The sequence below is a fragment of the Kaistia soli DSM 19436 genome (assembly GCF_900129325.1).
Classification (GTDB): domain Bacteria; phylum Pseudomonadota; class Alphaproteobacteria; order Rhizobiales; family Kaistiaceae; genus Kaistia; species Kaistia soli.
Genome location: NZ_FQUP01000006.1, coordinates 83,436 through 108,912, shown reverse-complemented (window position 1 = coordinate 108,912; position 25,477 = coordinate 83,436). Strand labels below are relative to the sequence as shown.

19 protein-coding genes are annotated in these 25,477 nt (G+C 61.4%); 12 read left to right on the top strand and 7 right to left on the bottom strand.

Translation table 11 applies throughout. From position 1 onward, the window contains the following. The first annotated feature begins 1,607 nt into the window (after window positions 1-1,607). On the top strand, window positions 1,608-1,991 hold the full coding sequence (locus tag BUB39_RS21090) for a hypothetical protein (protein ID WP_073057758.1): 384 nt from the start codon (window positions 1,608-1,610) through the stop codon (window positions 1,989-1,991). Between the two features lie 481 nt (window positions 1,992-2,472). Here BUB39_RS21090 and BUB39_RS25645 read toward each other — a convergent pair whose 3' ends face one another. Both BUB39_RS25645 and BUB39_RS21080 read right to left on the bottom strand, forming a co-directional pair. After that, the gene (locus BUB39_RS25645; protein ID WP_073057756.1) at window positions 2,473-2,715 is read right to left on the bottom strand and encodes a hypothetical protein; all 243 of its coding nucleotides are present in this window, start codon (window positions 2,713-2,715) and stop codon (window positions 2,473-2,475) included. A gap of 365 nt (window positions 2,716-3,080) precedes the next feature. Beyond that, window positions 3,081-3,602: an alpha/beta fold hydrolase gene (locus tag BUB39_RS21080; RefSeq protein ID WP_073057755.1), complete on the bottom strand. Its 522-nt coding sequence runs from the start codon at window positions 3,600-3,602 to the stop codon at window positions 3,081-3,083. Window positions 3,603-4,516: 914 nt separating this feature from the next. On the opposite strand from BUB39_RS21080, the gene BUB39_RS21075 reads away from it, so the two are divergent. The 7 genes from BUB39_RS21075 to BUB39_RS21045 all read left to right on the top strand — a co-directional run bounded on the left by BUB39_RS21075 (window position 4,517) and on the right by BUB39_RS21045 (window position 14,481). Continuing rightward, window positions 4,517-5,887 (top strand): hypothetical protein, encoded by a 1,371-nt coding sequence (locus BUB39_RS21075; RefSeq protein WP_073057753.1) that lies wholly within the window; start codon window positions 4,517-4,519, stop codon window positions 5,885-5,887. 1,317 nt (window positions 5,888-7,204) lie between these two features. Then, the gene (locus tag BUB39_RS21070) at window positions 7,205-8,062 is read left to right on the top strand and encodes a MurR/RpiR family transcriptional regulator (protein WP_073057751.1); all 858 of its coding nucleotides are present in this window, start codon (window positions 7,205-7,207) and stop codon (window positions 8,060-8,062) included. Between the two features lie 298 nt (window positions 8,063-8,360). Beyond that, entirely contained in the window at window positions 8,361-9,923 is a 1,563-nt protein-coding gene (locus tag BUB39_RS21065; protein ID WP_073057749.1) for an ABC transporter substrate-binding protein, read from the top strand. 77 nt (window positions 9,924-10,000) lie between these two features. Beyond that, entirely contained in the window at window positions 10,001-10,924 is a 924-nt protein-coding gene (locus BUB39_RS21060; RefSeq protein WP_073057747.1) for an ABC transporter permease, read from the top strand. 4 nt (window positions 10,925-10,928) lie between these two features. Further along, entirely contained in the window at window positions 10,929-11,816 is an 888-nt protein-coding gene (locus BUB39_RS21055; protein ID WP_073057745.1) for an ABC transporter permease, read from the top strand. Further along, window positions 11,813-13,522: an ABC transporter ATP-binding protein gene (locus tag BUB39_RS21050; RefSeq protein WP_073057743.1), complete on the top strand. Its 1,710-nt coding sequence runs from the start codon at window positions 11,813-11,815 to the stop codon at window positions 13,520-13,522. Before BUB39_RS21055 ends, BUB39_RS21050 begins: the two co-directional genes overlap by 4 nt. After that, window positions 13,519-14,481 carry a DUF6963 family protein gene (locus BUB39_RS21045; RefSeq protein WP_073057741.1) on the top strand — a complete coding sequence of 321 codons (963 nt, stop codon included), beginning with the start codon at window positions 13,519-13,521 and terminating at the stop codon, window positions 14,479-14,481. The genes BUB39_RS21050 and BUB39_RS21045 overlap by 4 nt, the downstream gene beginning before the upstream one ends. Window positions 14,482-14,621: 140 nt before the next feature. Here BUB39_RS21045 and BUB39_RS21040 read toward each other — a convergent pair whose 3' ends face one another. Beyond that, window positions 14,622-15,536: a LysR family transcriptional regulator gene (locus BUB39_RS21040; protein WP_073057739.1), complete on the bottom strand. Its 915-nt coding sequence runs from the start codon at window positions 15,534-15,536 to the stop codon at window positions 14,622-14,624. 115 nt (window positions 15,537-15,651) lie between these two features. Here BUB39_RS21040 and BUB39_RS21035 point away from each other — a divergent pair, with 115 nt between their 5' ends. Together BUB39_RS21035 and BUB39_RS21030 are read left to right on the top strand one after the other, a co-directional pair. Then, a complete protein-coding gene (locus BUB39_RS21035; protein WP_073057737.1) occupies window positions 15,652-16,404 on the top strand; it encodes an SDR family NAD(P)-dependent oxidoreductase in 753 nt (250 codons plus the stop codon). Further along, window positions 16,382-16,903, top strand: coding sequence for a nuclear transport factor 2 family protein (locus BUB39_RS21030; protein WP_244540337.1), 522 nt, complete (start codon window positions 16,382-16,384; stop codon window positions 16,901-16,903). The genes BUB39_RS21035 and BUB39_RS21030 overlap by 23 nt, the downstream gene beginning before the upstream one ends. Before the next feature lie 213 nt (window positions 16,904-17,116). Here BUB39_RS21030 and BUB39_RS21025 read toward each other — a convergent pair whose 3' ends face one another. After that, window positions 17,117-17,704: a TetR/AcrR family transcriptional regulator gene (locus BUB39_RS21025; RefSeq protein ID WP_073057733.1), complete on the bottom strand. Its 588-nt coding sequence runs from the start codon at window positions 17,702-17,704 to the stop codon at window positions 17,117-17,119. Between the two features lie 104 nt (window positions 17,705-17,808). Here BUB39_RS21025 and BUB39_RS21020 point away from each other — a divergent pair, with 104 nt between their 5' ends. Continuing rightward, window positions 17,809-18,546, top strand: a complete 738-nt coding sequence (locus BUB39_RS21020; protein ID WP_073057731.1) for an SDR family oxidoreductase — start codon at window positions 17,809-17,811, stop codon at window positions 18,544-18,546. A 569-nt stretch (window positions 18,547-19,115) separates the two neighbouring features. Continuing rightward, entirely contained in the window at window positions 19,116-20,282 is a 1,167-nt protein-coding gene (locus BUB39_RS21015) for a HEPN/Toprim-associated domain-containing protein (protein WP_073057729.1), read from the top strand. Window positions 20,283-20,449: 167 nt separating this feature from the next. Here BUB39_RS21015 and BUB39_RS21010 read toward each other — a convergent pair whose 3' ends face one another. The 3 genes from BUB39_RS21010 to BUB39_RS21000 form a co-directional block, all read right to left on the bottom strand. Continuing rightward, a complete protein-coding gene (locus BUB39_RS21010) occupies window positions 20,450-21,082 on the bottom strand; it encodes a tyrosine-type recombinase/integrase (protein ID WP_073057727.1) in 633 nt (210 codons plus the stop codon). A gap of 291 nt (window positions 21,083-21,373) precedes the next feature. Continuing rightward, window positions 21,374-23,104, bottom strand: a complete 1,731-nt coding sequence (locus BUB39_RS21005; protein ID WP_073057725.1) for a UvrD-helicase domain-containing protein — start codon at window positions 23,102-23,104, stop codon at window positions 21,374-21,376. Beyond that, window positions 23,101-25,185 carry an ATP-dependent nuclease gene (locus BUB39_RS21000; protein ID WP_073057723.1) on the bottom strand — a complete coding sequence of 695 codons (2,085 nt, stop codon included), beginning with the start codon at window positions 25,183-25,185 and terminating at the stop codon, window positions 23,101-23,103. Before BUB39_RS21000 ends, BUB39_RS21005 begins: the two co-directional genes overlap by 4 nt. Window positions 25,186-25,477 lie beyond the last annotated feature (292 nt).

Here is a 25,477-nt window from a genome sequence, read left to right as displayed (position 1 = left end):
CCGGCATCAGTGCAGATGTTGTCGATCGCTGATGACCCGCCATTGATTTGTTAGCCAGCAGCGGCGGGGCCCGACGCGTTAGCGTGGAATTGCGCCTAGATGAGGAGGTTTGGCGTAAGCCGCGACGGGGATGTTCCGAGCGCCGAATGAAGAAATAGATGTTGCAGTCGTCAACCATGCGGCGATTTTGGCTTCAGCACGGTCGAGCCTGGGGGACACGTACCCACCCAGCAATTCGTTGGTATGAGGCCATCGAAGCGCTCGTGGAAGCCGGGCTGAATCGGCTGGACGGACCCCGATGGACTGCCGAGCGTCGGCGCTTCTGTGCCTGGGCGAGCATAGCGTTCGAGCTTAACTCGGCGCGGCGATTGGAGTCGATCACGCCGGGCTTCGCGTTGGAACAGTGCGGTTAGTTCGTTCGCCGCGCCAGCCCGGATCGAGGTGACGGAGATGGCGGTAGGCAATCCCGTGCGCCATTAGCGACGATTTCTAGCGTGCGGAAGCATGGCCGCAGGCGTCTGTCGCTGGACGGAGTCCAGCGACAGACGCGAATTGGCCTTCATCCGCCGACGAGGAGCGACACCTGAGCTTTGATGGCGTGGCGTTTTGACCGCAGCTTGCGGTCAGCCAGACTCTACCCTCGATCGAGCCGATACATCCGACCGACCCCGGCCGGCCCGCCGTCGCGTCGAAGAGGGCCCTGCATTCTTCACTTATATGATCCGTGGTCCGTGCTCGCGTCGATCTATCCATCCTTCAGAGGCCGGGCTCCAACTCCTCGTGGAAGAGAATGCAGCGGCATGGCACTGCTTTGTGTCAGACTATGCGCATCCCTCCACATGATCGGCGGACCCCGCGGGGTCCGCCGATCAAGAACGGTATGGGGACTAGGGACCTCTCAGTTCTCCTCTTTCCGTCGACTGAGATACGGGAGCGCTGTTAGTTCAAGAGTCGGCGGAGTTTTACTCAGTACGACGTTGAAGCCCTTTCCCTCAGCATTTTTCCACATCACGCCGATGGGCTGCCACGTCCTCTTTGGTCCATCGGTGGCGATCCAGTAGACGGTATGGCTGGGATACTTCTTGTCAGAGCCTTTAGTTGTCACAGATGCGTTCCTTTGATTTTTCATCGTGCGGTGTTCTTTCCAGTTGTTGTCTGGCTGCCGCCGTCGACGGCCTTGCCTAAGTCGCGAGCGCTTTGCTCGCTTCAACAGTCTGGTCGGACACAAATCTCGCGAATAGCACTGCCGAATATCTTCACAGCGTGATTTTCAGCGCTCGATTTCGGAGAGATAAATCCGTTCGACGAGGCCGAGGACGTAGTTGTACTAATCACAGTGATCTTCTAGTCCCGCGAGGGCCTCAACTCTCACGATCATCCAAACGGCTTACCTCATACGATTTGCCGACTCATGAAGCGTAACCAACGCGGCAGCGCGCACGCATTCAGGCCGCCAAATCGAATCGATCGCCAAAATGAATCGAGAGCGATTTTCGACCGATTTGCCGTCAGCCAAACATCTGGTCGCGGGCCGCTACCTGGTCACGCGTTGTAAGCGGCACACAAAGGCGAACCGTGCGGTTCTCCAAATGGCCAAGGAGAGATAAATGACAGCGAGCTATACTGAGCCTTACGCCGGCCTGTATGCGGGTGAGACTTTGACCGGAATAAAATTCATGAAGGAGGACTGGGCCATTCGGATGTACGTGCGCGCTGGGGATAGATGCGATATTCGGGTAAGGTTCCAAATGCCGCGGTGCTGGAGGGTTACGCCCATGTCTCAAGTGGAGTCGCCCATGAACGGACAGGTAATCGGCATTGAGACGGGGTTATTCCTGGTCGAAGATTCGCCCTTTTCCCGGAGCTTCAGCGAGGAGATCGTGCTTCACGATCGCGAGATGATGCGTCACTTTTCAATCGTTACCTTAGGCGGGGTGGTCGATGTCCTTTCGACCGATTTCCCAGAGCTGGCTTCGTGCTATCACCTGTGACGTGAGCCTCAGCGACGGCCTCGCTGGGGTTGAATAGGTGCCCTGAGAATGACTCTTGTCGGGGCTGCTCCCGTCGAATTTAGCTACTCGGTCAATCGAGAGTCCGCCAACCACGCTGGCGACATCTGTCAAACAGCGTTCAATGCCGATCCCCGATGGGCGTCCAATATTGACCGGTCGTAAGAATTGAGAAGGCCGTGGCGATCCGAGCGCCGCCGTAGGCGGCGTGGAGATCGACACGGCTTTTTGAGGCCGGCGGTGGTGAGTTCAGAGGCGGTTCTTGAAGCGCCAGCTCTCGTTGCCGGTCTCGACGATGTCGCAATGATCAGTTAGCCCATTCGCTGATGCTGAAATTGATGGTGATGACGACAATGGCCTGTTCATCCATGCCGAGGCCAAGCTGGCGAACGGCATGTCGGCGGCGAACGCTCAGCAGCGGTGGCTGTCAAAGGGACCTCGCTGCCCGGCGAGAGCGAGCAGTTCAAGTGCTAGGCTCCTCGCAAAAATCCTCAATCCATTCCCAGTGCGTTCCTGACACTCCGTCCCAGAGCGCCAGGTATTTGAAGCGGCCGCCCTCAATAGCTCTTTTGGCCCAATCTCTTGCCTGATTCAGCTCGTCAAAGAACTGCTGCGAATCGCCATCGCCATCAGGGTCAGCCGGAATCGAGCTTATGAAGCATGCGATGCCATAGCGCTTTAGGCTGCTATTCCAAGCCCAGTTCATGCGTGTCCTGTACGAATATGAGGCGCTTGAAATTCAACCTGCACCACTGACTTAGCCACACCTTTTGTGAAAGCACAGTGCCCTTGAGCGATCAAGAGCGGCTCATGGCATTTTTGGCAATCTGCCATGGGTTCGTACTTGGCATAATTCCGCTGTTGACCCATTTCAGGCCTCGGGAAGGTCCGCTTCCGGCATGTCGATTGCGCCGCGTTGAATGCCCTAGGTTGAGCCGAAAGCCGCCCATTGGCTTTTGGGCACATCAGCCTCCAAGGCGATCTTGTGCTTGATGATCCAGTTAAGTCATCAAAAAGGCTCGGCTTCGTTTTCGAAGGCGGTTGACTGAAACCCTCGAGAGGATGTTGCTCTCACGATACCGTCATGGCTGAGCGGCGGGCGGTTTGCCCGATCGCGTCGCCAACGGTCCGGTATAAGGATGGCGGCGGATCGTGCCCCATTCCTGGGATCGGCAGCCATTCCGCGCCGGGAATAGAGGCGGTGGTATCGCAACCGCACGCGAGCGGGATCAGGGCATCCTCCGTTCCATGTATGACGAGGGTCGGCGCGCGGATCGTCGATAGCCTCACCCTCCTGTCGCCCGCAAGGGCCATCGCCGCGCCTTGCCGTCCGAAGCCGCCCTGGACGTAGCCACGGCACAGTTCCGCGCCGATGAGAACGCGATATTCCTCTTCGTCCAGCGGATAGGAGCTGCCGGCGATCCGCCGCGCAAAGGCGACGCAGTGTGCGATGAAGCCTGCTTCGTCCAGCGCCAGATCGGGCGTGGGATGCGTCATCATCGCCATCGCGTCGGGCGCGACCGATGGCAGGCTTGGATTGCCCGTGCTCGACATGATCGAGGTGAGCGCGCACACGTCGATCAGTTGATCCACAAGCGTGCTTTCGGTAACCTGGCCAAGGCGGGTGCGATCATCGGCATGGCGCCATCCCGAATAGGTGGGCTCGCTCGGGTATGGTCGGCGAATACGGCTTCGACTACTCTTGGCACCAACCCTCGTCAACGTTAGCGGGATCTGGGCCAACATCAAGCCCGAGGTTCTTTACTATCGGGGCAACAAAACCAGGCCGGCGACGATCTCAGCGGCGACTATGGCTTAACACTCAACCTTCCCCGAGGATCAGTTCTGGAACTGCTACCGCCATCCCCCTTTCTCAGTCGATTTCGAAACGTCGACGTCGCGGGGGACGACTACTTCTTTTGGCTGTTTGAAATCTAAAAATACTCAAATTTTCAACATGCGAATTATTACCCCCAAAGTAGTAGCCGAAGCAACCGAATCCATTTCAAGAGCATTGTTCGTTCGGCGGAACGCATACAAACAAGTGCATAGGCCGCCGGGAGTGAACTTTACCAGGGATGGAAGCAATGAACCGGATCTTAGGTGTTCTCGGCTCGGCTCTCTGTATAAGCACAGCATTGGTGCCAAACTCGGGAGGTGCCCAAGGACTCATCGGCGGCGTCGTTACCAGCGTTACGCCGACCGTCAACAACACGGTCAAATCAGTCGGGTCCGTTACCAGTAGCGTCGGATCAGCGGTGGGCTCGACTGTAGGCACCGTGGGCTCGAGCGCCGGATCGGCGGTCAGCAATGTTGGTTCGGCAGTCGGCGGCCCTGTGGGCGGAACGGTCAGCGCCGTTGGAGACGCAGTCGGGAGCACGGCCCGAACGGTCGGATCGACCGTCGGTACCGCGACGACCTCCGTAGGGGGTGCGGTGTCTTCTGGCTCGACCACTCCATCGGGAAGCTCGAGTTCCAGCAATCCTGTTGCCTCGGCGGCCGGGTCCTTGGGCAACACGCTCAGCGGCGTCACATCTGTTACTGGCGGGCTGGCCGGCAATCGCAATCTGTCGGGTTCCAATTCGTCGACGGCCACCAGTGCGCCCATGCCCCATGGGCCAGGCGGCGCTCGGTCAGGCGGCTCCAATCCGCTCGCCGTTCTGCTTACGCCCAAATCAACCCTGCTCGGCGGCATCGATGCACGGCTCGATGTGCTCTCACGACGTGAGTTGGTGCGCCTCTGCGTGGATGTCGGCGGTGGCTCAGGTTGCGGCGGTTCGCGCCAGAGGCTTTCTGAGCTTGTGGACGCCCGCGTGAAGCTTCTCTCCAAGCAGCAGCTCGCAACCGTGTGTGTCAACATTGGCGCAAGCTGCGGCTCGGTCGGCGGTGCGCGCGTCAATGCGGCGGCGGTCAATCGCGAAGGTGTTCTCAGCGCGGATGCCCGTTCCAATCTGATCAACGGCATTCGAGCCAAAGCGAACGTTCTCTCGAAGGGCGACGTCGTCAAACTGTGCGCGACAGCAGGCGGCGGTGCCGGCTGCAGCACCGGGTCGCGGAACCAAGCAGTCCGTCTTCTCGACACGCGCCTTGCTGCTCTATCACCGCGCCGACTGCTTGACCTCTGCCTGAAGGTTGGCGGCTCGTGCGGTACCAGCGGAACGGTCATCGGAACGGGGCCGCAGCCCGCGACTGGCATGCATCCCGGCAACGGCAATAGTGCTCACCCTGGGATTCCTCATACGCGGCAGGGAACGCGCGTTCTTGCCAGCGTGCTCGACCGGAACGGTGTGCTCAGCGCCAAAGCTCGGTCAAACCTGGTCGGCGGCATTCGCGCCAAGGCGAATGTGCTGGCCAAAGGCGATGTTGCCAAGCTCTGCCTGACCGCCGGCGGCGGCTCCGGCTGCGGAAGCGGGTCGCGCAGCCAGACGATGCAGCTTCTCGACACCCGTCTCGCCGTCCTGTCGCCCAGCAGTCTGGTTGATCTCTGCCTGTCGGTTGGCGGTTCATGCGGCTCTGGCGCAGGGGGCAATGGCGGCGGGACCAATCCCGGCGGTGGCACAACGACGCCTGGAGGCACAATCCCGGGTACAACGGTCAACAACGGCGGTGACAGCACCGTCCCGGCCGGAAACGGCAACAATTCCGGGATTGGAGTAGCCAACAACAACAATGGGAATGGCAAAGGCAATGGGCTTGCCCCGACCCGGCCCGGCACGATGGGTGGCAATCTCCCGAACCGTGGCATTGCCCTCGCCGACAGCAGCATGAGCGATAAGGATGGCCGCTTGGCGCGCAAACGCTGTTCGACGATCCTGATCAATCCTGCGATGTACGACGAGGAACTCATCAAGCTTTGCCGGATGATCAGACAGCCCTAGTGGGAATGACTTCACGCGCGGGGCTCCGGGTCCATCCAACCCGGAGCCTTTTTTGCGTTTGGTTGATCAGAAGGAATGGCGGCAGAAGCGAGGTGAGGCTGCCTTGGTTTGTTGCGCTCCATCGGGAACGTTCGGCTTGCCGCTGCGCGCAGATTCTGAAATCGTATCCTAAAGCGAGTGCAGCAATTTCGGCCGGCTCGAAACCAGGAGACCGGCACAATGCCCTTCAGTGACCCCAATCACCCGCTCTGGGAACCAGGAAACCTGAAGTGCGCACTGCATGCAGCCGGCGTCGCTCTCTGGTGCTGGACTGTCGAAACCGAGCTTTTGCGTTTGATGAGCAGGGGTTCGGTGTTTGGGGTTTGCCGGAGAGAAAAACTGTGACCTTTGAGGACCTCTCGTCTCGCATCCATCCGGCCGACCGTAACAGGGTTCGAACCGCGTTTACTGCAACGCGGGCGATTATCGGCGCCTATGACCTCAGCAGACCACGCACTCACCCTATAACTGCCACGGTATTCGGAGCGGCGTAGTGAAGCGATTGAGAGGGCTGGCAAGTTTGTTGTTGGTGGCAGGCGCGGCCCCACTTGTGGAAATGGCGTGGCTCGCCAGCATCAGCTATGCGCTGTGGCTGGTTATCCGTGGGCGGTAGCCGGCATCGACACCATCCAGCGCCTTCTTGAGTAGGCGGGTGGGGTACCTCGCTGATCAAGGCCATTGGGGAGCACTGCGAGTTTGTTCGAGCGGATCGCAATCTACGCCGCGCCGCTGCCTACCGCGCCAGCTTTCTCGCACGATTAGCTTCAGCTTGACCGGCACTGGTTCGACTTGCGGCAGCTTGAGCCCGAGCGAACCGATCCGAAATACAGCAAGCGCCTCGTGGGCAGCGATCGACCGATGGCGATCTGCTTGGCCTGCGGACGCAGTCGGGCAAGTTCCAGCGCCTCACCAGGTCCAGGAGAGCTTGGCCACGCGCCTCGGCCGGCGCTGCGCAGATCTCGGCTGTGAGCTTGCCTGACGCCCTGTGAGCCGGACGACTTCGGCGATCGCTGCTGGTACGACGGCGGAAACCGCGCGCACCTCAACAGCGACCTTCGCTGATGCCTGGGTGCGGCTCGCGGCACGGCATAGTAGACACCTCAGGTGATGGAGATCATCAATCGGGATACTCTGAAGAGGCGCTGACATGCCCACGACTGCGCTCTTGGTGATGTTCTTGTAGTCGCAAAGGGCGCCCGTCCCTCCAGTAGCCAAACGTTGCGCGATCGACGCATTTCATTATATCGGTCCCGCATCTGTTTCTTTTTCGAAAATCACATGGCCGAAGCCACTCTCTCGCAGCGCATGCTCGAAAATTACGATGACTTCACGCGGCAGGAGCGGCGGCTTGCAGACTTGCTGCTTGAAAATCCCGATCTGCTCGGCCTCAACTCCGCGACTGAAATATCGGCCAAGGCCGTGGTCTCCAAGGCGACCACGGCAAGGTTCTTTCGCCGGCTCGGTTATGCGAGCTTCAAGACTGCACAAAAAAAGGCGCGGGATGGTACCGCACCCTCGACTGCGGCCCCGTTGCCGAAGGGGCTTGAGCGCCGGGTTGGACGGGGTCAACTGGCCGACCATCTGGCGGGCGACGTACAGAATCTAGTCAGGTCCATCGAGGCCCTACGCAGCGACGAGCTCGATCTCGCAATCCAGTCGCTTTCGCGGGCCGAGAAGCTCTGGGTGGTTGGCTTCGGCGACAATTATCCGTTGGCGCATTTCGCGCGCGCGCTGCTGATCCGCATCAAGGCGGACATCCGCATGATCCCAATTGGCGGTTTTTCAGTGCCCGAGGAATTTGCTTCGATCCAGCCCACCGACGCGATGATCGCCCTCGGCGTTGGCCGCAAGACGCGCAGCCTTCGTTCGCTGATGCGCTCGGCGATCCATGCCGGGGCGCAGGTGATCTACCTGACCGACCAAGCTGGCCGTGGCTCGACGGAGGTCGCGACCGTCACGCTTCGCTGCCGGACGCGTGGCGTGTCTGTCTACGAGTCGGTCGTCGCTCCAGTTTCCGTCATCACCTATCTCTGCTCGGCTTTGGCGCTGAGGATCGGCCAGTCGGCGATCGAACGGATGCATTTTATCGAGAACATTCACGAAGAGTGGGGCGATCTGGTGCCCGGAGACCTCTGACGCGCGCCTTTTCTGACGCGTTTCAGTCCACACTTCGGCCTGTTTGTTTCACTTCAGGAAATATAATCGTCATTTCTGAAATTGGTTTGACTAAGCCGGGCCGTTCGCCCAGCTTGCTCGTCGAGCGGAAGGGCGCGCGGCAGTAGGGCGGCGCGGGCGAGGGCAAACAGGTCCTCGCAGTCGACGGGATTGATCAGGGTATCGCCAACAGCGCGACTCCTGCGGCCTGTGCGCCGCGGGCAGCCCCCTCATGGCCGCGTCCTTGCGTTTGCGAAAAAGGAGCCAGGGGAACGAAAGCATGATTGCATTCAAGGGTCTGATACGGGCTGTCGCCGTCGCTGGCGCGATCAGCCTTTCCGTTGCCGGCGCAGAAGCGAAGGGTATCGTCTGGGCGCGCTATGGCGATATCGATACGCTCGATCCGCACCGGGCCACCAGCACGCTGTCGCTGCAGGTCTGGAGTCTCATCTACGACACGCTGCTCGCGACCGATAAGGACGGCAAGCCAGTGCCGAACCTTGCCGAATCCTGGACCTCCAATCCAGCAGGCACGGAATACACGTTCAAACTGCACAGCGGCGTCAAATGCGCGGACGGTTCGTCCCTCGATGCGAACGACGTCAAATACACGGTAGACCGTGCCTTGGACGCGGCGAATCCCAGCGTGACCAAGGCAAGCTGGGGACCGATCAGCAAGGTCGACGTCATCGATCCAACAACGGTGAAGTTCACGCTCGACAAGCCGTTCGTGGCGCTCGTTCCCTTCCTCGCCGACAGTTTCTCATCGATCATCTGCAAGTCGAATAAGGGCGTCGAGGGCTTCGGCACGACGTCTGCCGTCGGCTCCGGACCATGGAAGCTCGTCTCGTGGACGAAGGGGGACAAGATCGTCCTCGCCCGGAATCCCGATTACCAGAATTTCGGCAAGCTCGCGGACAACAAGGGCGCCCCCTATATGGACGGGCTGGTGATCTCGGTCGTCCCAGAGCCGCAGGCCCGCCTTGCCGCTCTCAAGACCGGTGAGGTCGACATTGCCGAACCGCCGCTCGACGATGTCGAGGCCTTAAAATCCTCGGGCGATCTCAAGATCACGGTCGCCGAGAACACCGGGCAGAATGTCTTCTGGGAATTCGCCGTGCACCGGCCGCCTTTCGACGATGCCCGGGCGCGGCAGGCCGTGGGCTATGCGACTGACGCGGCGGATGCGATCAACCTCGTCTATGGCGATCTCTCGCTGCCTGAAGCCTGCCCCGTCTCGCGTGGCGTCTTCGGCAACGACCAGGAGTTCTGCCTGAAGTACCGCACGAATTACGATCCGGAGAAGGCGAAGGCCCTGCTGAAGGAACTCGGCTACGGGCCCGACAAACCGCTCGAGACTTCGATGCTGGTCTGGACCGGCGGCAATCGCCAAAAGCTTGCCGAGGTCTTCCAGGCGCAACTGGCCGAGGTCGGCATCAAGGCCGATATCGAGATGATGGATATCGGCACCATGAACGCCCGCGTCCGCCAGGAGAACGAGACGCCGACGGGCAAGGGCTCGATGGATATGATGACCTGGTCCTGGTACGACCCGGACATCCTCTACGCGCTCTGGCATTCGCCGGGTGCCTATCGCGGCTTCACCTCGCCCGAACTCGACAAGATGCTGGACGAGACCCGTGTGCTGACCGAGCCGGAAGCGCGCAAGGCCAAGGTGCAGGAGGTGTTCAAGTATCTCCTGGAGAACGGCATCCACATCCCGCTCTACACGCCGGGCTGGGAATGGGTCTTTGCCGAGCGTCCGACGGTCGAGGGCTTCCATGTGGCGCCGTTCGTCTATCCCGTCTTCAACGACGTGAAGATCACCGACAAGAAGTCGTGACCCAAGAAGTCTGACCACGATCACCAAGGTCGGAGGGCCCGGTTCGCCGGACCCTCTTCTTGCGGAGAGACCCTGCCATGTGGTTCTTCATCCTCGGCCGTCTCGCGATGGCCTTCCTCACTATCCTCGCGACCACGGTTGCGGTCACGCTGCTAATTCACCTCGTCCCAGGCGATCCCGTGCAGATCATGTACGCGCAGAGCCAGGGAACGACGCCGGAGCAGATCGAGGCGATACGGCACGGGCTTGGCCTCGACCAGCCGATCTATGTTCAGTATGCGAGCTATCTGTGGCGCCTCGCCCACGGCGACCTCGGCTATACTATCCGCGGCCATCAGCCTGTGCTGGACGTGATCCTGCAGAGGCTGCCCAACACTCTGGCGCTCGCGGCCGCGGCGATGGTCGTGGCGATCGCGATCGGGCTTCCGGTGGGCTTCATGGCGGCCTGGCGGCGCGGCAGCTGGCTCGACACAGCGCTGATGGCCGGCGCCATCGCCGGCATATCGATCCCCGGCTTCTGGCTCGGTCTTTTGCTGCTCCTTGTCTTCGCGGTCGACCTCGGTTGGTTCCCCGTCAGCGGCACTGGCCCTGCCAACCTGGTTCTTCCGGCGGTGACGCTGGGCCTTTCCAACGCCGCGGTGATCGCTCGCATGACGCGCTCCTCGATGATCGACACGATGAGGCAGGACTTCGTGCGTACGGCTGAGGCGAAAGGGTTGCCCAAGGCAACCATTCTGCGCCGCCATGTGCTGCGCGCCGGCCTGGTCCCGATCGTCACGATGATCGGCCTCCAGTTCGCCTTCATGATGGGCGGGGCGATCGTGGTCGAGAACATCTTCTCATGGAACGGGGTCGGGCGCATGGCGATCGAGGCGATCTTCCAGCGTGATTATCCCGTCATACAGGGCTTCATTCTTGCCTTCGCAACCGTCGTGGTCGCCGTTTCTCTCATCGTCGATGTGATCTATGCGCTGGTCGACCCGCGCATCCGCAGGAGCTGACGCAATGACTGAGCTCCTTCACGAAATCAGCGTCCCTCCGACTCGCGTCTCCGGTCGCCGATGGGTGTTCCTGCGCCGCGTCGTTGCGACGCCTGGGGGAAGCGCGGGCCTCGCCGTGCTCCTCCTACTGGTCGGCAGCGCGTTGTTCGCCGATCTCGTTGCGCCCTATTCTCCAATCAAGATGGGCGTCGGGAAACGCTTCCTGCCGCCGAGCCTCGCTTTTCCAATGGGCACCGATGAGTTCGGGCGGGACGTGTTCTCACGCATCCTGTTCGGCAGCCGCCTGACGCTGATGATCGGTGCGATCGCCGTGGGCATCTCGATGTCGGCTGGCCTCGTGATTGGCCTCGTCGCGGCCTATCGCGGCGGCTGGATCGAGAAGGTCCTCATGCGCACGACGGATATGCTGCTCTCCTTTACCGAAACGCTGATTGCGCTCGCCTGCGTTGCCGTGCTTGGCCCGAGCCTCGCCAATGCGATGATCGCGGTCGGGATCGCCGGCATTCCGCTCTATGCCCGCACCTGCCATTCAGCCGCGCTCGTCGAGCGGTCGAAACCCTATTTCGAGGCAAGCGTGGCCGCCGGGGCGGGCCACTGCCGGCTCATCGTCCTTCATCTCCTGCCCAACATCCTGCCGACAATGATCGTGGTCGCGACACTTGGTATCTCCTCCGCCATCCTTGCCGCGGCAGCGCTGAGCTTCCTCGGCCTCGGCGCACAGCCACCGCAGCCCGAATGGGGCGCGATGCTCTCTGGCGCACGGGACTATCTCAACCGAGGACCCTGGCTTATGGCCGTGCCGGGCCTCGCCATCGCCGTCACCGTCCTTGGATTCAACCTTCTCGGCGATGCCGTCCGCACCGCTCTCGATCCCCGCGAGGCAGGCGAATGACCACCCAGCTGCTCGATGTCGAGAATCTCTCCGTCTCCTTCAGGGCTGGCGAACAGAGGCGTGAGGCGTTGCGCGGCCTATCGTTCAGTATCGGCCGCGCCGAGACGCTGGCCATCGTCGGGGAGTCCGGTTCCGGTAAGTCCGTCACGGCCCTTGCGATTATGGGCCTTCTCCCGCGAGGCGGCCGGATCGACTCCGGCGCGATCCGCCTTGGCGGTCGCGACCTCGTCGGCGCGCCGCCGGCTGCGATCGCCAGGCTGCGCGGCGCGCAGATGTCGATGATCTTCCAGGAGCCGATGACATCGCTCAATCCCGTTCTCTCGATTGCGAAACAGATGATCGAGGGACCGATTGCCCATGGTAGGGCCACCGCGCGTACAGAGACCCGCGAGGCGGCGGCGATGCTGGAGCGTGTTGGCATCACGGACCCGCTGCGCTGCCTTGCGCAATATCCCCACGAGCTTTCGGGCGGCATGCGTCAGCGGGTCATGATCGCAGCGGCCATGATGATGCGACCCGCGCTTCTGATCGCAGACGAGCCGACAACGGCGCTCGATGTGACCGTGCAGGCGCAGATCCTCGACCTGTTGCGCGCGCTGGTGCGGGATGAGGGGACCGCGCTGGTGCTGGTCACGCATGATATGGGCGTGGTCGCTGAAATGGCGGATCGTGTCCTGGTGATGCGCCGAGGCGAAGCGGTCGAGGATGCAGCCGTGCGGCCGCTTTTCGCCCATCCCGAGGCGACCTATACGAGGGCACTTCTTGCCGCCGTCCCGAGACTCGACGATGGTTTTGAAAGTGGTGGACCCCCGGGTGGACGCTCCGGTGGGACTCCGATCCTTGTGGCTCGCGGCATCTCGCGGACCTTCGGCGGACGCAGATTCTTCAGGCAACGCTCAGCCACGCGCGCCCTTGATAACGTAAGCCTAACGCTCGCGAAGGGCGAGATCGTCGCTGTGGTGGGGGAGAGCGGCTCAGGAAAGTCGACGCTTGGCCGTGCGCTGGCTCGGCTTACAGATGTCGACGCCGGCGAGATCCTCTTTGAAGGCGAGAGTCTGACGGCGCTCTCCGGAAAGAAGCTGCGCCGCAGGCGATCCGGCATCCAGATGGTGTTCCAGGATCCCTATGCCTCACTCGATCCGCGCTTTACGATCGGACGCACCATCGCGGAGCCGATGCTCGTTCATGGCCTTGCCACACGGGCGGAGGCGGGCGAACGGATTGCCGCACTGCTCAGTCGTGTCCAGCTCGACCCCGGCATGGCCAGCCGCTACCCGCATGAATTCTCCGGTGGACAGCGTCAGCGCGTCGCCATCGCGCGGGCACTCGCCGCGCGCCCACGCATCATCATAGCCGACGAGCCGACCTCGGCTCTCGATGTTTCCGTGCAGGCACAGATTCTCGATCTGATTGAGGAACTGCGCAGAAACGAGGAGCTATCCTTCGTCTTCATCTCGCATGATCTCGCTGTCGTTCGCCGCATTGCCGACCGCGTTGCGGTCATGCGGGCCGGGCGGGTGCTCGAGCTAGGTCCGACGGGCGTGGTTTTTCGCGAGCCGGCCCATGTCTATACCCGCGCGCTTCTCTCCGCGGTACCCGCGCCGGACCCTGACCTGCGCGGCCGACCGCGCATTCACATCGCCGCCGGAAGCTATCCGGCGGGTCGGCTCGTGGAGCGCGCGCCCAATCATTGGGTCGCGTCATGACGATTGGCATTGCAGCCTACGGCCGGGACGCCGGGCTTGCGGTCCTCCGCGCCCTCGCCGCGGTCGAAGCCGTCGGCCGTGGCGCCATCGGCGGGTTCGTGAGCATGGTCGCTATTTCCAGCGCCGGAGTGCTCGTGCGCGCTGAGACCCAGCGCGGAGGAAGCGCCCGGTTGTTCGAGGGAGGTCTCGCCTCCGCGCCCGGCGCCTTATTGGAGGCGGGGATCGCCGGATTGATGTCGAGCGGCCCCGACCGGCCCGAGCCGCTTTCGCAGTTCACCCCCGCCCTCGCCGATGTCGGGCTGGTCACCGGACACCGGATGCCCAACACGATGGGCGCCGGCGGACTCAACCTCAACGACGAAGTGCTGGACCTTTTGCGGCGCGGCATCGGCGTCGACGAGGCCGTACAACGGGTGCTGGCGGCCAATCCCGGCTCGGATGCCGGCGTGATCGCGCTCTCCATCCACGGCGAAGTCTGCGCCGCCGACAGCGCCCATGTCGAGCGTCGCGGCGATCGGGGCCGCGCTTTGCTTCGCGCGGCGGGTGGCGATGCCGTGGTCGCGGTGCTCCACAATTCGATCCATCCGGTCCGCCCGCTTGCTCAGCTCGCTGCCGAGGTCGCGCTCGACGTGATGTTGCCGGCAGACAGGGCAGATGGGCGGATCCGTCTTCGTAGCGGGACGCCGCTCCGCCTCGGGCCGGCCAATGCGGTCGAGATCGCGCCCGACGGGATGGTCGAGACCGTCCTTGTCGAAGATCCGCGTTTCCTCGATGGCGGGTGGAGCCTCGGCCTAGGACATGAGACCGCCGTGCTTGGCGCGGGGCGCCTAATGGGCGCGATGCTCTACGAGCCTTACCTCGTCGTGCAAGACGGACTGGTGAAGACTTTGGACGGACGAGACGACATCTTCATACCGATCCGGGTCAGCGCCGATCGTGCCCCGCCGGGACGGTTATAGACCAGCAACTCCGGCTAGCGCCGGCCGCGTCGTTTCCCGCGCACGCCCGAACGGGCCGCTGCCTGAAGCCGGGTGTCGACGATTTCGGTCCAGTTGGTCGCAAACGGACCATAGGCGCGTTGATTTCGGAGTTCGACGGCCTATTGGCGCCGATCACTGGTTGCAGGGGCACCGCGAGGAAAGCCAGCGGCCAGATGGTCGATCAGTGCGCGGACGGCCGGTGGCAGGCCGCGCCGCGTCGTGAAGACCAGATGGACGTTGCCCTGAACACCACGCCACTCCGGCAGGATTCGCACGAGCTTTCCTGCTTCGAGCGCCTCTCGACAGACATGATCGGGCAGGATCGCCACGCCAAGGCCGCTGATCGCGGCGTCCCGAACCGTCGCCATGTCTTCGCATCCCAAGCGCGGTTCGATGCGAATGACACGCTTTTGACCATCCTCGGCTTCCAGATACCATTCGAGATCGTCGGCTGCGTCGTTGGTCGCCAAGGCGGGCAGGGAAGCCAGTTGCTCGATATCCCCCACCCGACTGGCAAACTGCGGGCTCGCAACGAGAATACGGGTCGACAGCCCGAGCGACCGCATCGTCAGTGAGGCGTCGCTGGTGAGACTGCTGCGAATACGCAACGCCAGATCAATTCGCTCCTCGATCAGATCGACCGCCCGATCTGTTGCCAGGAGTTGCAGCCGCACTTTCGGATAGCGGCTCAGAAATGAGGAGATCAGGCCGGATATGGGCTGCATCATGCCGGTTGGGCAACTGAACCGGATGCGGCCGTAAGGCTCCGTCTGCGCCTGCTTGACGAGCGCCTCGGCCTGTTCGGCTTCGGCAAGCATGGCGCGGCACCGCTGGTAGAAGGCCTGCCCGGTCTCGGTGACACGGAAGCGGCGGCTCGACCGCTCGATCAGGCGCAGGCCCAGCCGATCCTCCAAAGCTGCGATGCGCCGGCTGAGCTTGGACTTTGGTTCACGCAATGCACGGCCAGCGGCGGCAAACCCTCCATGGGCAACCACCTCGGCGAAATAGGCGAAGTCGTTCAGGTCGGTCTTCATCAGCGTTCCTCCTGCAGAACGCTAAGTGCCATAAATGACAGCTACACGCATCATCGTTCTCACAGCATTTACGTTGGGCAAGGCGCCTGGCGCCGATCCGAGCTGGAGACAGATGATGAAGAACAGGTTCGACGATAAGGTGGTGGTGGTGACCGGCGGCACGAGCGGCATCGGTCTGGCCACGGCCAAGGCGTTCGCTGCCGAGGGGGCATCCGTGTTCATCACAGGGCGCCGACAGGACGCGCTCGACGCCGCGCTGAAGCAGATCGGCGGCCGAGTCACCGGGGTTCGCGGCGATATGGCCAAGCTCACCGATATCGACTGCCTCTACGATGCCGTTCAGCAGAAGCATGCTGAGATCGACGTCGTCTTCGCCAATGCGGGCGGCGGCGAGATGGCGCCCCTCGGCGCGATCACCGAAGAACACTATGCGAAGACGTTCGACACCAATGTGAAGGGCGTGCTCTTCACCGTTCAAAAGGCGTTGCCGCTGCTTAAGGACGGCGCTTCCGTGATCCTCACCGCCTCGACGACCAGCATTTCCGGAACGCCGGCGTTCAGCGTCTATTCCGCTACCAAGGCCGCGGTGCGCAATTTCGCACGCAACTGGATATTGGACCTGAAGGATCGTCATATCCGGGTGAATGCGATCAGCCCGGGCGTCACCGAGACGGCAGGCCTCGACGAGCTGTTTGGTGGCGGCGCGCAGGCCCAAGGCACCAAGGACTTTCTCGCGACCCTCATCCCGGCCGGGCGCGTCGGTCAGCCGGATGAGATTGCCCAAGCCGTCCTGTTCCTGGCGTCAAACGAGGCCAGCTTCGTGAACGGCGTGGAACTCTTCGTTGATGGCGGCCAGGCGCAGATCTGAGCCTCGCCAACACATTCGAGGCGGGTTTGCGAATGCAGAGTTCGCGTCCTGCCTCGACGAACGCCCGATTTTCGAGGAGCAGAATGTAATGATTGAAGAACGCGAATCCACCGAGCGCATCGAGGAACTGCTCACCCGCAATCTCAAGGAGATCTTCGGGGAAGCCGACGAAAAACGCCGCCGCGCCGCGATCGAAGAGCTTTGGGCAGAGGATGGCGTCCTCTACGTGCCGCCGGGTCCCGTTATTGGCTATGAGGCGATCAACAAAGTCGCTGGCCAGCTAAGGGCTGCGCATCCCAACTATGTCTACACGCCGAATGGCAAGCCGCAGGTGCTCCACAATGCAGGCCGCTTAGCTTGGGGATCAGGGCCGCGCGACCAAGCGCCCGCCTATTCCGGCTGGGATGTCATGATCGTCCGGAACGGAAAGATCGTTGCCCTCTACGTTTTCCTGGACGAAACCTCCGAGGAGTTTCGCCGTGTCAAAGTGAAGCTCTGAGGCCGGGAAACGCCACACTCGCTGGGTAGGTCTCCTATCCGGACTCTTCGAACCTGCTAGCGGATAGTTCGGGACAAGACTGCACGATTTCGGCATTCGGCCGTGTCGATCTAGTTCTTGGAGGAGACGACCGCGGGCGAGTGGAGGCAGCCGCTTTGCTCTGCCCATAACACAGCGCTGTGGCCGGCTCGGCTATCCTGAGTTGAAGCCAATTCAGGAGGCGCCGACACGCGCCAGCCCACGCATTGCGAGGCGAGCCGTAGTTCGTAGCTCGGCCTCCTTTGCGCCTCCCCGCGCCGTGACCTTCAATCCTGATCGCAACGCCAGGAGCATCCGGCCGACAGCGTCGGGATCAAGATCCGGATCGAACTCCCCGGCGTTGATGCCGGCGCGAACCCGCTCCGCGAAAGCTGCAATGACGGCTTCGCCGGCCTGATCGTTCAGGGCGTTGATGTCCTCATCCTGACGACTGAACTCGATGATCGAGCCGACGCCGAGACAGCCGGTCTCGATATCCCGACTTGAGCCGAGCCCCACCAACAAGGCCGCCTCGATGGCGTCGACGGCCGTTCCCGTCGCCAGCGCCTCTCCCATTTGCTGCAGCGAGCCGTCCGAATAGCGGTGGAGCGCCTCCAGAAAGAGCCCACGCTTGTCGCCAAAGGCGCCATAGAGGCTTTGCCGGCCGATGCCCATGCTCTCGATGAGGTCACTCGTCGAGGCGGCCTCGAAGCCGTGCCGGGCGAACACCTTGATCGAGCGGTCTATCGCCTCGTTTCGATCGAATTCCGAAGGTCTGGCCATGGCGGCACTCTAGCATTCTTGAAAGATGAGTCCAGAATGTTCTTGACTCATTGATCCATAACGGAGAGAGATTGTGGACTGATCAATCAATAATGGAATCCAGAATGTCTTCCGCTTTCTCCGCTATGTCTCCTGCCCTTGTCTTTGGCGGGTCGCGCGGCATGGGTGCTGCCATCGTCCGCCGCCTGGTGGCCGATGGTCGTCCGGTTGCGTTCACTTATGTCAGTTCGCCCGACAAGGCAGCGGCGCTCACAGAGGAGATCAAAGGGGAGGGCGGAGCCGTCCTCGCCATCCATGCCGATAGCGCCGATCCGGAGGCGATCCGTCTCGCGATCGAAGCTGCCGTCGAGCGCTTCGGCAACCTCGGTGTTCTGGTGGTCAGCGCCGGCTTGCTGATGGGCGGCACCATCGACCGCTTCCCTGTCGGTGACTTCGATCGCATGGTCGCCGTCAATATTCGCGGCGTGTTCGCTGCGATCCATTATGCGGCGCCGCACCTGCTCGATGGCGGTCGCATCGTGACGATCGGCAGCAATACTGCGGACAAGATCGGCTCGGCGGGTTCGAGCGTCTATGCAATGACCAAGGCCGCAGTGGCGCAACTCGTGCGAGGGGCCGCTCTCGACTTCGCTCCGCGCCATATCACCGTCAACAATATTCAGCCCGGCCCGATCGAGACGGACATGACGGCGAGTCTGATGGACTACATTGTGCCCAAGCTGCCGCTCGGACGGATCGGCAAGGCCGACGAGGTCGCCGATCTCGCCGCCTGGCTGGCCGGTCCTGGCGCTGGCTATATGACCGGTGCAAGCCTCACCATCGATGGCGGCTGGACCGCTTGAGGCGAACGCGGCCGCTGCATTCTTCCTCATCATTGTGCGAGGGTGGCATGATCGAGGCAGGTTCGCCGTATCACGCTCCCCTTGATGAGAAAGAGCGGAGCGGTTGCTATCGTGCGCCGTGGACGACGAGGGGGAGTGCCATCATGATGTCGAACGGATCGGAGAAATACCTGGATCGCTGCGGCTTCCCGCTGGCGTCGGCGGCGACCATCGGCGCTTCGGCAGGCCTGGTTGCTCTCGCCGGCGATGCGAGGGTCGAGGAGAAGGGGCCGCCTTTGCCTTTGCAGCAAGCGCCTCGACACCCGGGACCCCACGTATCTCAACGTCCGGTACGGGGCCGTATCCGGACTGTCAGCTATCCGGTAGCCAGTGCCGTGTAGTTGCCCTTCTGGACCCGACCCCATTGCCGTCATTGGCGCCCTCGATGTGAACTGCTGAAATCTGCCATTTGCCGCTCAAGATGCGGACGGCCCGCAGCCCCATGTCAGCTTTTCGCGGGCGACGTCGAATATGTGAATACATTTGTCTGGCACCTGAAGCTCATAAGTCTAGGTGCTACAGTTGCCTTCATGGGCACTTATTCTGATCTCAAGCTTGGAAAATTCGTCGTCGAACAAAGCGGCAATTTCTCAACCAGCACCCACCAGTCTATTTTCCTACCTAAGCACAGCACGTTTGTGCGGCGCGAGGGCAGAGAAGACGAAGACCCCGTGGAGATTTTCCAAGCTCCGCTGCGCGATCTGGTGACCCGGCTTGAGCTGATGGGTTCGACACTGCCGGCGATCGAGCGTCGGTTCTCCAATCCGTGGGTGACTTACGATGAGCCCCACGATATCAGCTTTGGCGAAACGCTGGACCTGGTGCGCAATGCTGATCTGAGTTTGATCCCCGACTGGGAAGGGGACGATGACAATTTCGGCATCTTGCCACAACATTACTACGGGCACCTCATCGAGAAGGTCGGTGTCCACTTTCTGGCCTCTCCAGCTTGGGATTTGACGGCACTGCTGGAGCGCCTCAGTGCAGAAGACATGCTGCGAGTGCTCGCCGAACGTCCTGAGAACCTTGATCTGATGGTTGTCTGGGACTTCATGGACATCGTCGAAAGTGGATACTTCGAGCGGAAAGACTTCTCTGTTGGATGTGGTAACCAGAGCTTCCTTCTGGTTACAGAGGGCACCAGCGACACGGAAATTATTCGGCACGCCTTCGATATCTTGCGTCCAGATATCAAGGACTTTTTCCGATACGTCGATATGGAAAGCAACTATCCTTTCGGTGGTCACGGCAATCTGCAGAATTTTATGAGAGGCCTGAGCAGCATCCAAAAAACGGACGGCGTTCTGGCAATCTTTGACAATGATGCCGCGGGCGTTGGGTCATTGGCGGCACTGTCCAAGCTGCGTGACGTAAATGCTGTAAAACTGCCTGATCTCGAGGAGTTCAGAAGCTTCCCGACCATTGGGCCCACCGGGGAGCACCGTGCAGATATCAACGGCAGAGCCGCTGCGATTGAGTGCTATCTGAAGCTTGCGAATGGCTGCCGTATTAGATGGACCAATTTCGATGACAAGGCCGGAGAGTACCAGGGCGCCATTGATCAGCGTGGGTCAGAGAAAAGTAGGCAACGGGATGAGTTTGTCAGAACGACCGCCAGCGACGACTATCCCTTCGACAAGATCGAAAAAGTGCTGGATGTGATCGTAGACGCCTGCATCAGGAGCAATTGCACTTAGGGGTTGCGGGCGACACTGTGAATTTTCTCATATAGAGTTTGGTGTCCGTTGGTTTGCCAGTCCTCCCCAACAGCTGACAGTCTCCTTCCCACCCAAGACTGACAGGCAGGCAACATATCCTGCGCGTCAAAGCGGCCATCCGAGGGGGCGCGGATGGCCGCCCAACTTCAGATTTCCGTCTGCTCTGCCAGCAGCAGAGCGTCCTCCACGTCGACACCAAGATATCGGACCGTGTTCTCAATCTTGGAGTGACCGAGCAAGATCTGGATGGCGCGGATGTTGCCCGTCGCCTTGTAGATCATGGAGGCTTTCGTGCGACGGAGCGAGTGAGTGCCATATTCCTCTTGGCGTAGGCCGATCGCGGTGACCCACTCGTCGACTAGGCGAGCATACTGCCTTGTGCTCATGTGGTGCGCATGATCGATGCGGCTCGGGAAGGCATAGTCCTCAACGGTGCCGCCGCGCCGTTCCAGCCAAGCCAGCATGCTGGCTCGTACGTCGCTTGTGATCTCGAACTGGACCGGCCGCCCCGTCTTCTGTTGCACGACGATCGCGCGAGCCCTGATCTCCGGACCGGCGACCACATCACGGATCCTGATCTTGACCAGGTCGCAGCCGCGAAGCTTGCTGTCGATGGCCAGATCGAACAGCGCACGGTCACGAATGCGTCTTTCGCGATCGAGGAAGAATCGAATGGCCCATATCTGTTTCTGGGTGAGCGGACGCTTGGTGCCGACATGCTTTCCGGCATTCCAAGCAGCACGCTCGCGGCTGGCATCATCAAATTTAGAATGGCCCATGTGAGTTCTCCTCGGCCTTGATTGGCCACGGGAGAAACGTCGAGGGACCCTACCGCACAGGGGCCGATTGCGGATGGGCGGGTTTTAAGTTCGCTATTACCTAAAGCCGACATCGGCTGATCAGCCGTAACCTTTCCGATCCGTCGCACTGAGGTCGTTCTTGCCTCTTGGAACGCGCAGACCGTCGCTCAAAGCGTTTCCGGCAGAACCTCTGTCGAGAGAGACAGGCGATAGCTGATCTGGTTTCTGAGCTTGGGATCGTGCCTAATTAGGCGCCGGACGTTGCGCGGGTCACATTGGCAGCGCAACGACGTTTTCAGTCTCGAAGAGATGCGTCACGGCTTCCATCGCCGCATTGCCGAGCGCCTGCGTTGCGAGCACGGCAAGACGCTTTTTCGGCCGGGACACGGCGACGTAGAAGAGATTGCGGCAGCGGTGAAAACCGCCCGTGTTTTTATCGGTGATCTTGGCGGTAGTGAGCAGTTCGAAAAACTGCGGCCAGTTGTAGTGATTCCAGCCGCCGCTTAGGATGACGAGCACGTTTTCGAACTCGGCCCCCTTCACGCTGTGCTGGGTGGCGAAGGGCGTGAAGCCATTGATGAAGTCGGTGACGGCGATCAACTCGCGATAGGGGACGTTTCGCAGCTCACGGTAGCGCTTGAGCGATTTCGGCTCATCCTCGGTCGGCTCGGGCCCCAGCTTTGCGATCTCATCTTCTCGGTGGACGACACGATCGCTCAATCGCGGCCGTCGCGTACCTTTCAGATGGTCGATCAGTTCGCCGATGGTCCCAGTGTCCCGAAGCGCGATTACCGCGTCCATGTCGGCCTGCCATTGCGCCTTGTCGGCCGTCTTCCGGATGGTCGGGATGCCGCCCATTAGTCGGAACATTTCCCCGTAATTGCCCGCCTTGTAGGCGGCGCAGATGGGCTCGACGGTATCGGCCAGGAAGGCAATCGCAGCGTCTTCCTTCTTGGCGAAAGCCTCGTTGCGATCGAAAATCCGGGCGATGTTGGGATAACCGCGCTCGGCCGCGATAGCGTTGTGGGTGAGCATCAGGATCTTCGTCCGCGCGGGATCGAAATCCCAGCCCTCGTCCTGTAACGTCTGACGGACGCGCTCGATCGAAGCCGCGTGCGAGTCTTCGGGCAATTCCTGTTTGCCGTTGCGGGAATCGACACGCGCGCCGGCAAACAAGTTAGTGTGGAAAAAGCGGGCTTCGCCTTGCCCGTCCACGTCGTTGACTTCCTGCACAAGCTCCGGGCGCAGGCGGTTGAGCACATCCACGATGACCGGGACCGAGCGAAAGTTCGATCCCTTGTCGATGCCCTCGACGTTGGGGAGATCGAGGAGCGCATGATCCTTGCGGTAGATCGTTTGCCAGTGATCGCCGAACAGCCCGGTGATCGGACCATCGCCCGGCGCGAAGAAATGATCGGCCAGCGCCGACATCACGAGCGGGTCGGTGTCCTGATACTCGTCGATGAAAAGGACGGGGTACAGGCTCCTGAAAATTCGTTTGAATTTCGCGTTGGCGAGCATCGCCGCGAGGAAGCGCGGAACGTCGTCATGGTTGAGGGTGATCCGTTTCTCGTCGATCCCGAAGAACCCGAGATTGTAGTCCACCTGCTGATCCTGAATCCCGCCCGCCGCCTCGATCGCCTCGCTGTACGGCTCATGCGCGGCGACGAGCTCGCGCAGGGTCTTTTGAAACCGGGAGATGAAAGCCCAGCCGAACCCGTGGATGGTGTTGACGAGGATGGCCGGGTGTTCCTCGATCTCGTTAGCGATCTCCTGCCGGGCAACCTCCGTGTAGGTGATGCACGCGACCTGCTGCCCGGCGTGTATGAGTGCCGGGCCGCTCTCGGCAATGATCTTCTTGAGTGCCGCAACCAGCGAATATGTCTTGCCAGCTCCTGCGCCTGCTTCGAGCCGGAAATTCTGGCTGTTGCCGAGGCATTCGTCGAGGCGGGCCTGTGCCTGTTGAGCTGCTACAACGGCCGGCGATGGTTGCCCGGTCACGCTGCCCCCTCGGCCGCTGGCGCGTCAGCCCCACCCGGCGCTGGCGGGACGTCTTCGGGAACGATCGGCGGCGGCGCGTCCGGCGGCGGCGGCGGCTCCGATAGCCAAACGAGGCCTTCCTTGATGTATTTGGGGACGTTCCAGTCGGCCTCGATGATCGCGAAACGGATAGCCTCCTCGGACTTCTTGAAATCCTGCGCGGCATCGAAGGCGTTCTGCGCGGCAGCCGCATCGTCGGCGATCCCGAAGCGATCGAGATTGGCAAGGATCAGCGCGTCTTCGTAACTCCGCGCGGTGTGAGCTGAACCGTCCTCGGGCATTTGGTAGGCGATGCGGCAGAATCGGCGCGTTTTGTCGGCCGGCGTCTTCGCGGTGAGCGCGGCGACCGAGATCATGGCGTCATCAAACCACCTTTTCAGGGCGTTGTTCGAAGTCCGCTCCGCTTCCGCGCATGGGCATTTCCGTAGCTTGCCATCGGGATGCAAGCGCACAGCGTCGATGTCGGTGACGATGAGCGTCTTCAGCTCGAGCAAGTCCAGCAGCGGGTAGAAAACCTGCGCGTGCGCGCCGCCAACCTCCATCGTCGTGATATATTGCCGGCAGAGCTTCGCTTCCGGGGGAAGCGTGTCATCCACCAGTTTCAGGATGCGGGGCATCAGGATTTTTTCGGTCGCGCCTTCGACGAGGATCACCTTGTCTGCGAAATAGAGGTCGCACTTCGTCAGCGTCATATACTGCTGGAGGAAGCTACGATCGTCCGACTGAATCGCAGCCGCGCCCTTGCGGAAATCCTTCACCTTCGTCCGCCTGACGCCTTGCGCGGCGGTCGGCTCGTTGAGGAAATACCGGATGGCGTCGAACTGGGCCGCGTTCGCTAGATGCGAGGAGTGCGTGGAGACGATGAACTGCACCTGCCAGACAGGCTCTCCGGGATATTTTTCCGAAAGCGTGGCTATGGCTTCGTTGAGCTGCGTGATGAAAACTTCCTGCATCTGGGGATGCAGGTGCGCTTCCGGCTCCTCGATGAAGACGAGATGCGTCCCCGGTCGGGTGGCGGTGCTGCGATAGGTTTTGTGCAGGGCTTCGAGCTGAAGCAGGATATAGATCAGGTTGCGCGTTCCAAGGCCGTTGTAGCCCTCGGGCAGATGGACTCCATCCGTCCCCGTGTAGAGAATACGGGTGTTGTCGGTCAGAAGGCTCTCAACGTCGATCTGCGTCTGCGGGCGCAGCTCAGTGTCGTTGAGGCTCGGAAATCCAAATGAGTTCAGCGCCGGCAACAGCCCCTTGAGCTGATCGTCAAAATCGCCCTGCATCGTCTGTTCGATACCCGCGACGGCGGCCTTGAGCTGAGTGGCGATTTCCTGATCGCCCGGCGATGCGTTGAGATTGCTCGCCGTGCGGAAGAGCTTGTTGAGAAGCTTGCCGATCACGTCGGTGTCGCCCCGCTTGCCCATATCCAAGGTGCGCTGCGCCTTGACGAAGCCGGTTTGCAAAAGCGCCTTGAGTTCGGCGGTGCCGTCGAACGCCCGGCGATTGTTTGCGTCGGTCGGGTCGATCGCGAAACACTTGATCGAATATGCGGCGGGGATCGCATCACGGAGGTGTCTGAACAGCACCTCGTTGGCATTCTGCGCTCCGGCTTCGTAGTCGGGAAGATCGAGCAGCGGCGCGAGTTTGTTGAGCGAGCAAGAGTATTCGATCAGAGCGATGGCGCTGGTGCAGGCCGGGTCGAGGTCGATGATGAAGGGAGACAGGGGACCGAGGTCAGCCTGCGCGCCATCATAGGTGAAGGTGAGGGTCAGCGCGATACGCGGGAGAGCGGCAAGGACCGCTTCCGGCTGACTGTCCACCACATCCCGCGCCGCCTTCGCCGTCACGAAATGCGCGCGGACGGCGGCCGAGAAGTCCTCCAGACGGAACGAGCCGAAGCGCTCGCCGAGAAACTTGTCGAACACCTCGGTGAGCGAGGTTTTGCCGCTATTGTTGCGGCCGACAATAACTGTCGCCCCCTGCTCGATAGCGATATCCACGCTTTCAAGCAGGCGAAACCCTTCGACGCGCACGTTTGATAGCTTGACCATGAACCCCCTCCGTCAAGCTATCGTAGTGCCGCTTCGATCTCTGCTCTAGCGCCGATTGGGCCGATCGTTTCTATCGCCACGATAGGGAGCGTGAGTTGTTCGGCGCGTTGCCATGCACGCGAGGATGTCCGGAGGGGCACTGATAGAGGGATGCAACGGGAGAGCGCAGCGTCTCACATGCGAAGGCTGCGTGGTACTACCGCGCACGAGTTGCGGTTAGCATAAGCGAATTTCTTCACCCTGCCACAGGTCCGGTGATAGGAGTGTCCCATACATCCGCGAACCCAGCTAT

Excerpts from the sequence above, each read along its gene's own strand:
- BUB39_RS21090 (WP_073057758.1), top strand. The coding sequence starts at position 1,608 with ATGACAGCGAGCTATACTGAGCCTTACGCCGGCCTGTATGCGGGTGAG.
- BUB39_RS25645 (WP_073057756.1), bottom strand. The coding sequence starts at position 2,715 with ATGAACTGGGCTTGGAATAGCAGCCTAAAGCGCTATGGCATCGCATGC.
- BUB39_RS21070 (WP_073057751.1), top strand. The coding sequence starts at position 7,205 with ATGGCCGAAGCCACTCTCTCGCAGCGCATGCTCGAAAATTACGATGAC.
- BUB39_RS21065 (WP_073057749.1), top strand. The coding sequence starts at position 8,361 with ATGATTGCATTCAAGGGTCTGATACGGGCTGTCGCCGTCGCTGGCGCG.
- BUB39_RS21060 (WP_073057747.1), top strand. The coding sequence starts at position 10,001 with ATGTGGTTCTTCATCCTCGGCCGTCTCGCGATGGCCTTCCTCACTATC.
- BUB39_RS21055 (WP_073057745.1), top strand. The coding sequence starts at position 10,929 with ATGACTGAGCTCCTTCACGAAATCAGCGTCCCTCCGACTCGCGTCTCC.
- BUB39_RS21050 (WP_073057743.1), top strand. The coding sequence starts at position 11,813 with ATGACCACCCAGCTGCTCGATGTCGAGAATCTCTCCGTCTCCTTCAGG.
- BUB39_RS21045 (WP_073057741.1), top strand. The coding sequence starts at position 13,519 with ATGACGATTGGCATTGCAGCCTACGGCCGGGACGCCGGGCTTGCGGTC.
- BUB39_RS21040 (WP_073057739.1), bottom strand. The coding sequence starts at position 15,536 with ATGAAGACCGACCTGAACGACTTCGCCTATTTCGCCGAGGTGGTTGCC.
- BUB39_RS21035 (WP_073057737.1), top strand. The coding sequence starts at position 15,652 with ATGAAGAACAGGTTCGACGATAAGGTGGTGGTGGTGACCGGCGGCACG.
- BUB39_RS21030 (WP_244540337.1), top strand. The coding sequence starts at position 16,382 with ATGGCGGCCAGGCGCAGATCTGAGCCTCGCCAACACATTCGAGGCGGG.
- BUB39_RS21025 (WP_073057733.1), bottom strand. The coding sequence starts at position 17,704 with ATGGCCAGACCTTCGGAATTCGATCGAAACGAGGCGATAGACCGCTCG.
- BUB39_RS21020 (WP_073057731.1), top strand. The coding sequence starts at position 17,809 with ATGTCTTCCGCTTTCTCCGCTATGTCTCCTGCCCTTGTCTTTGGCGGG.
- BUB39_RS21015 (WP_073057729.1), top strand. The coding sequence starts at position 19,116 with ATGGGCACTTATTCTGATCTCAAGCTTGGAAAATTCGTCGTCGAACAA.
- BUB39_RS21010 (WP_073057727.1), bottom strand. The coding sequence starts at position 21,082 with ATGGGCCATTCTAAATTTGATGATGCCAGCCGCGAGCGTGCTGCTTGG.
- BUB39_RS21000 (WP_073057723.1), bottom strand. The coding sequence starts at position 25,185 with ATGGTCAAGCTATCAAACGTGCGCGTCGAAGGGTTTCGCCTGCTTGAA.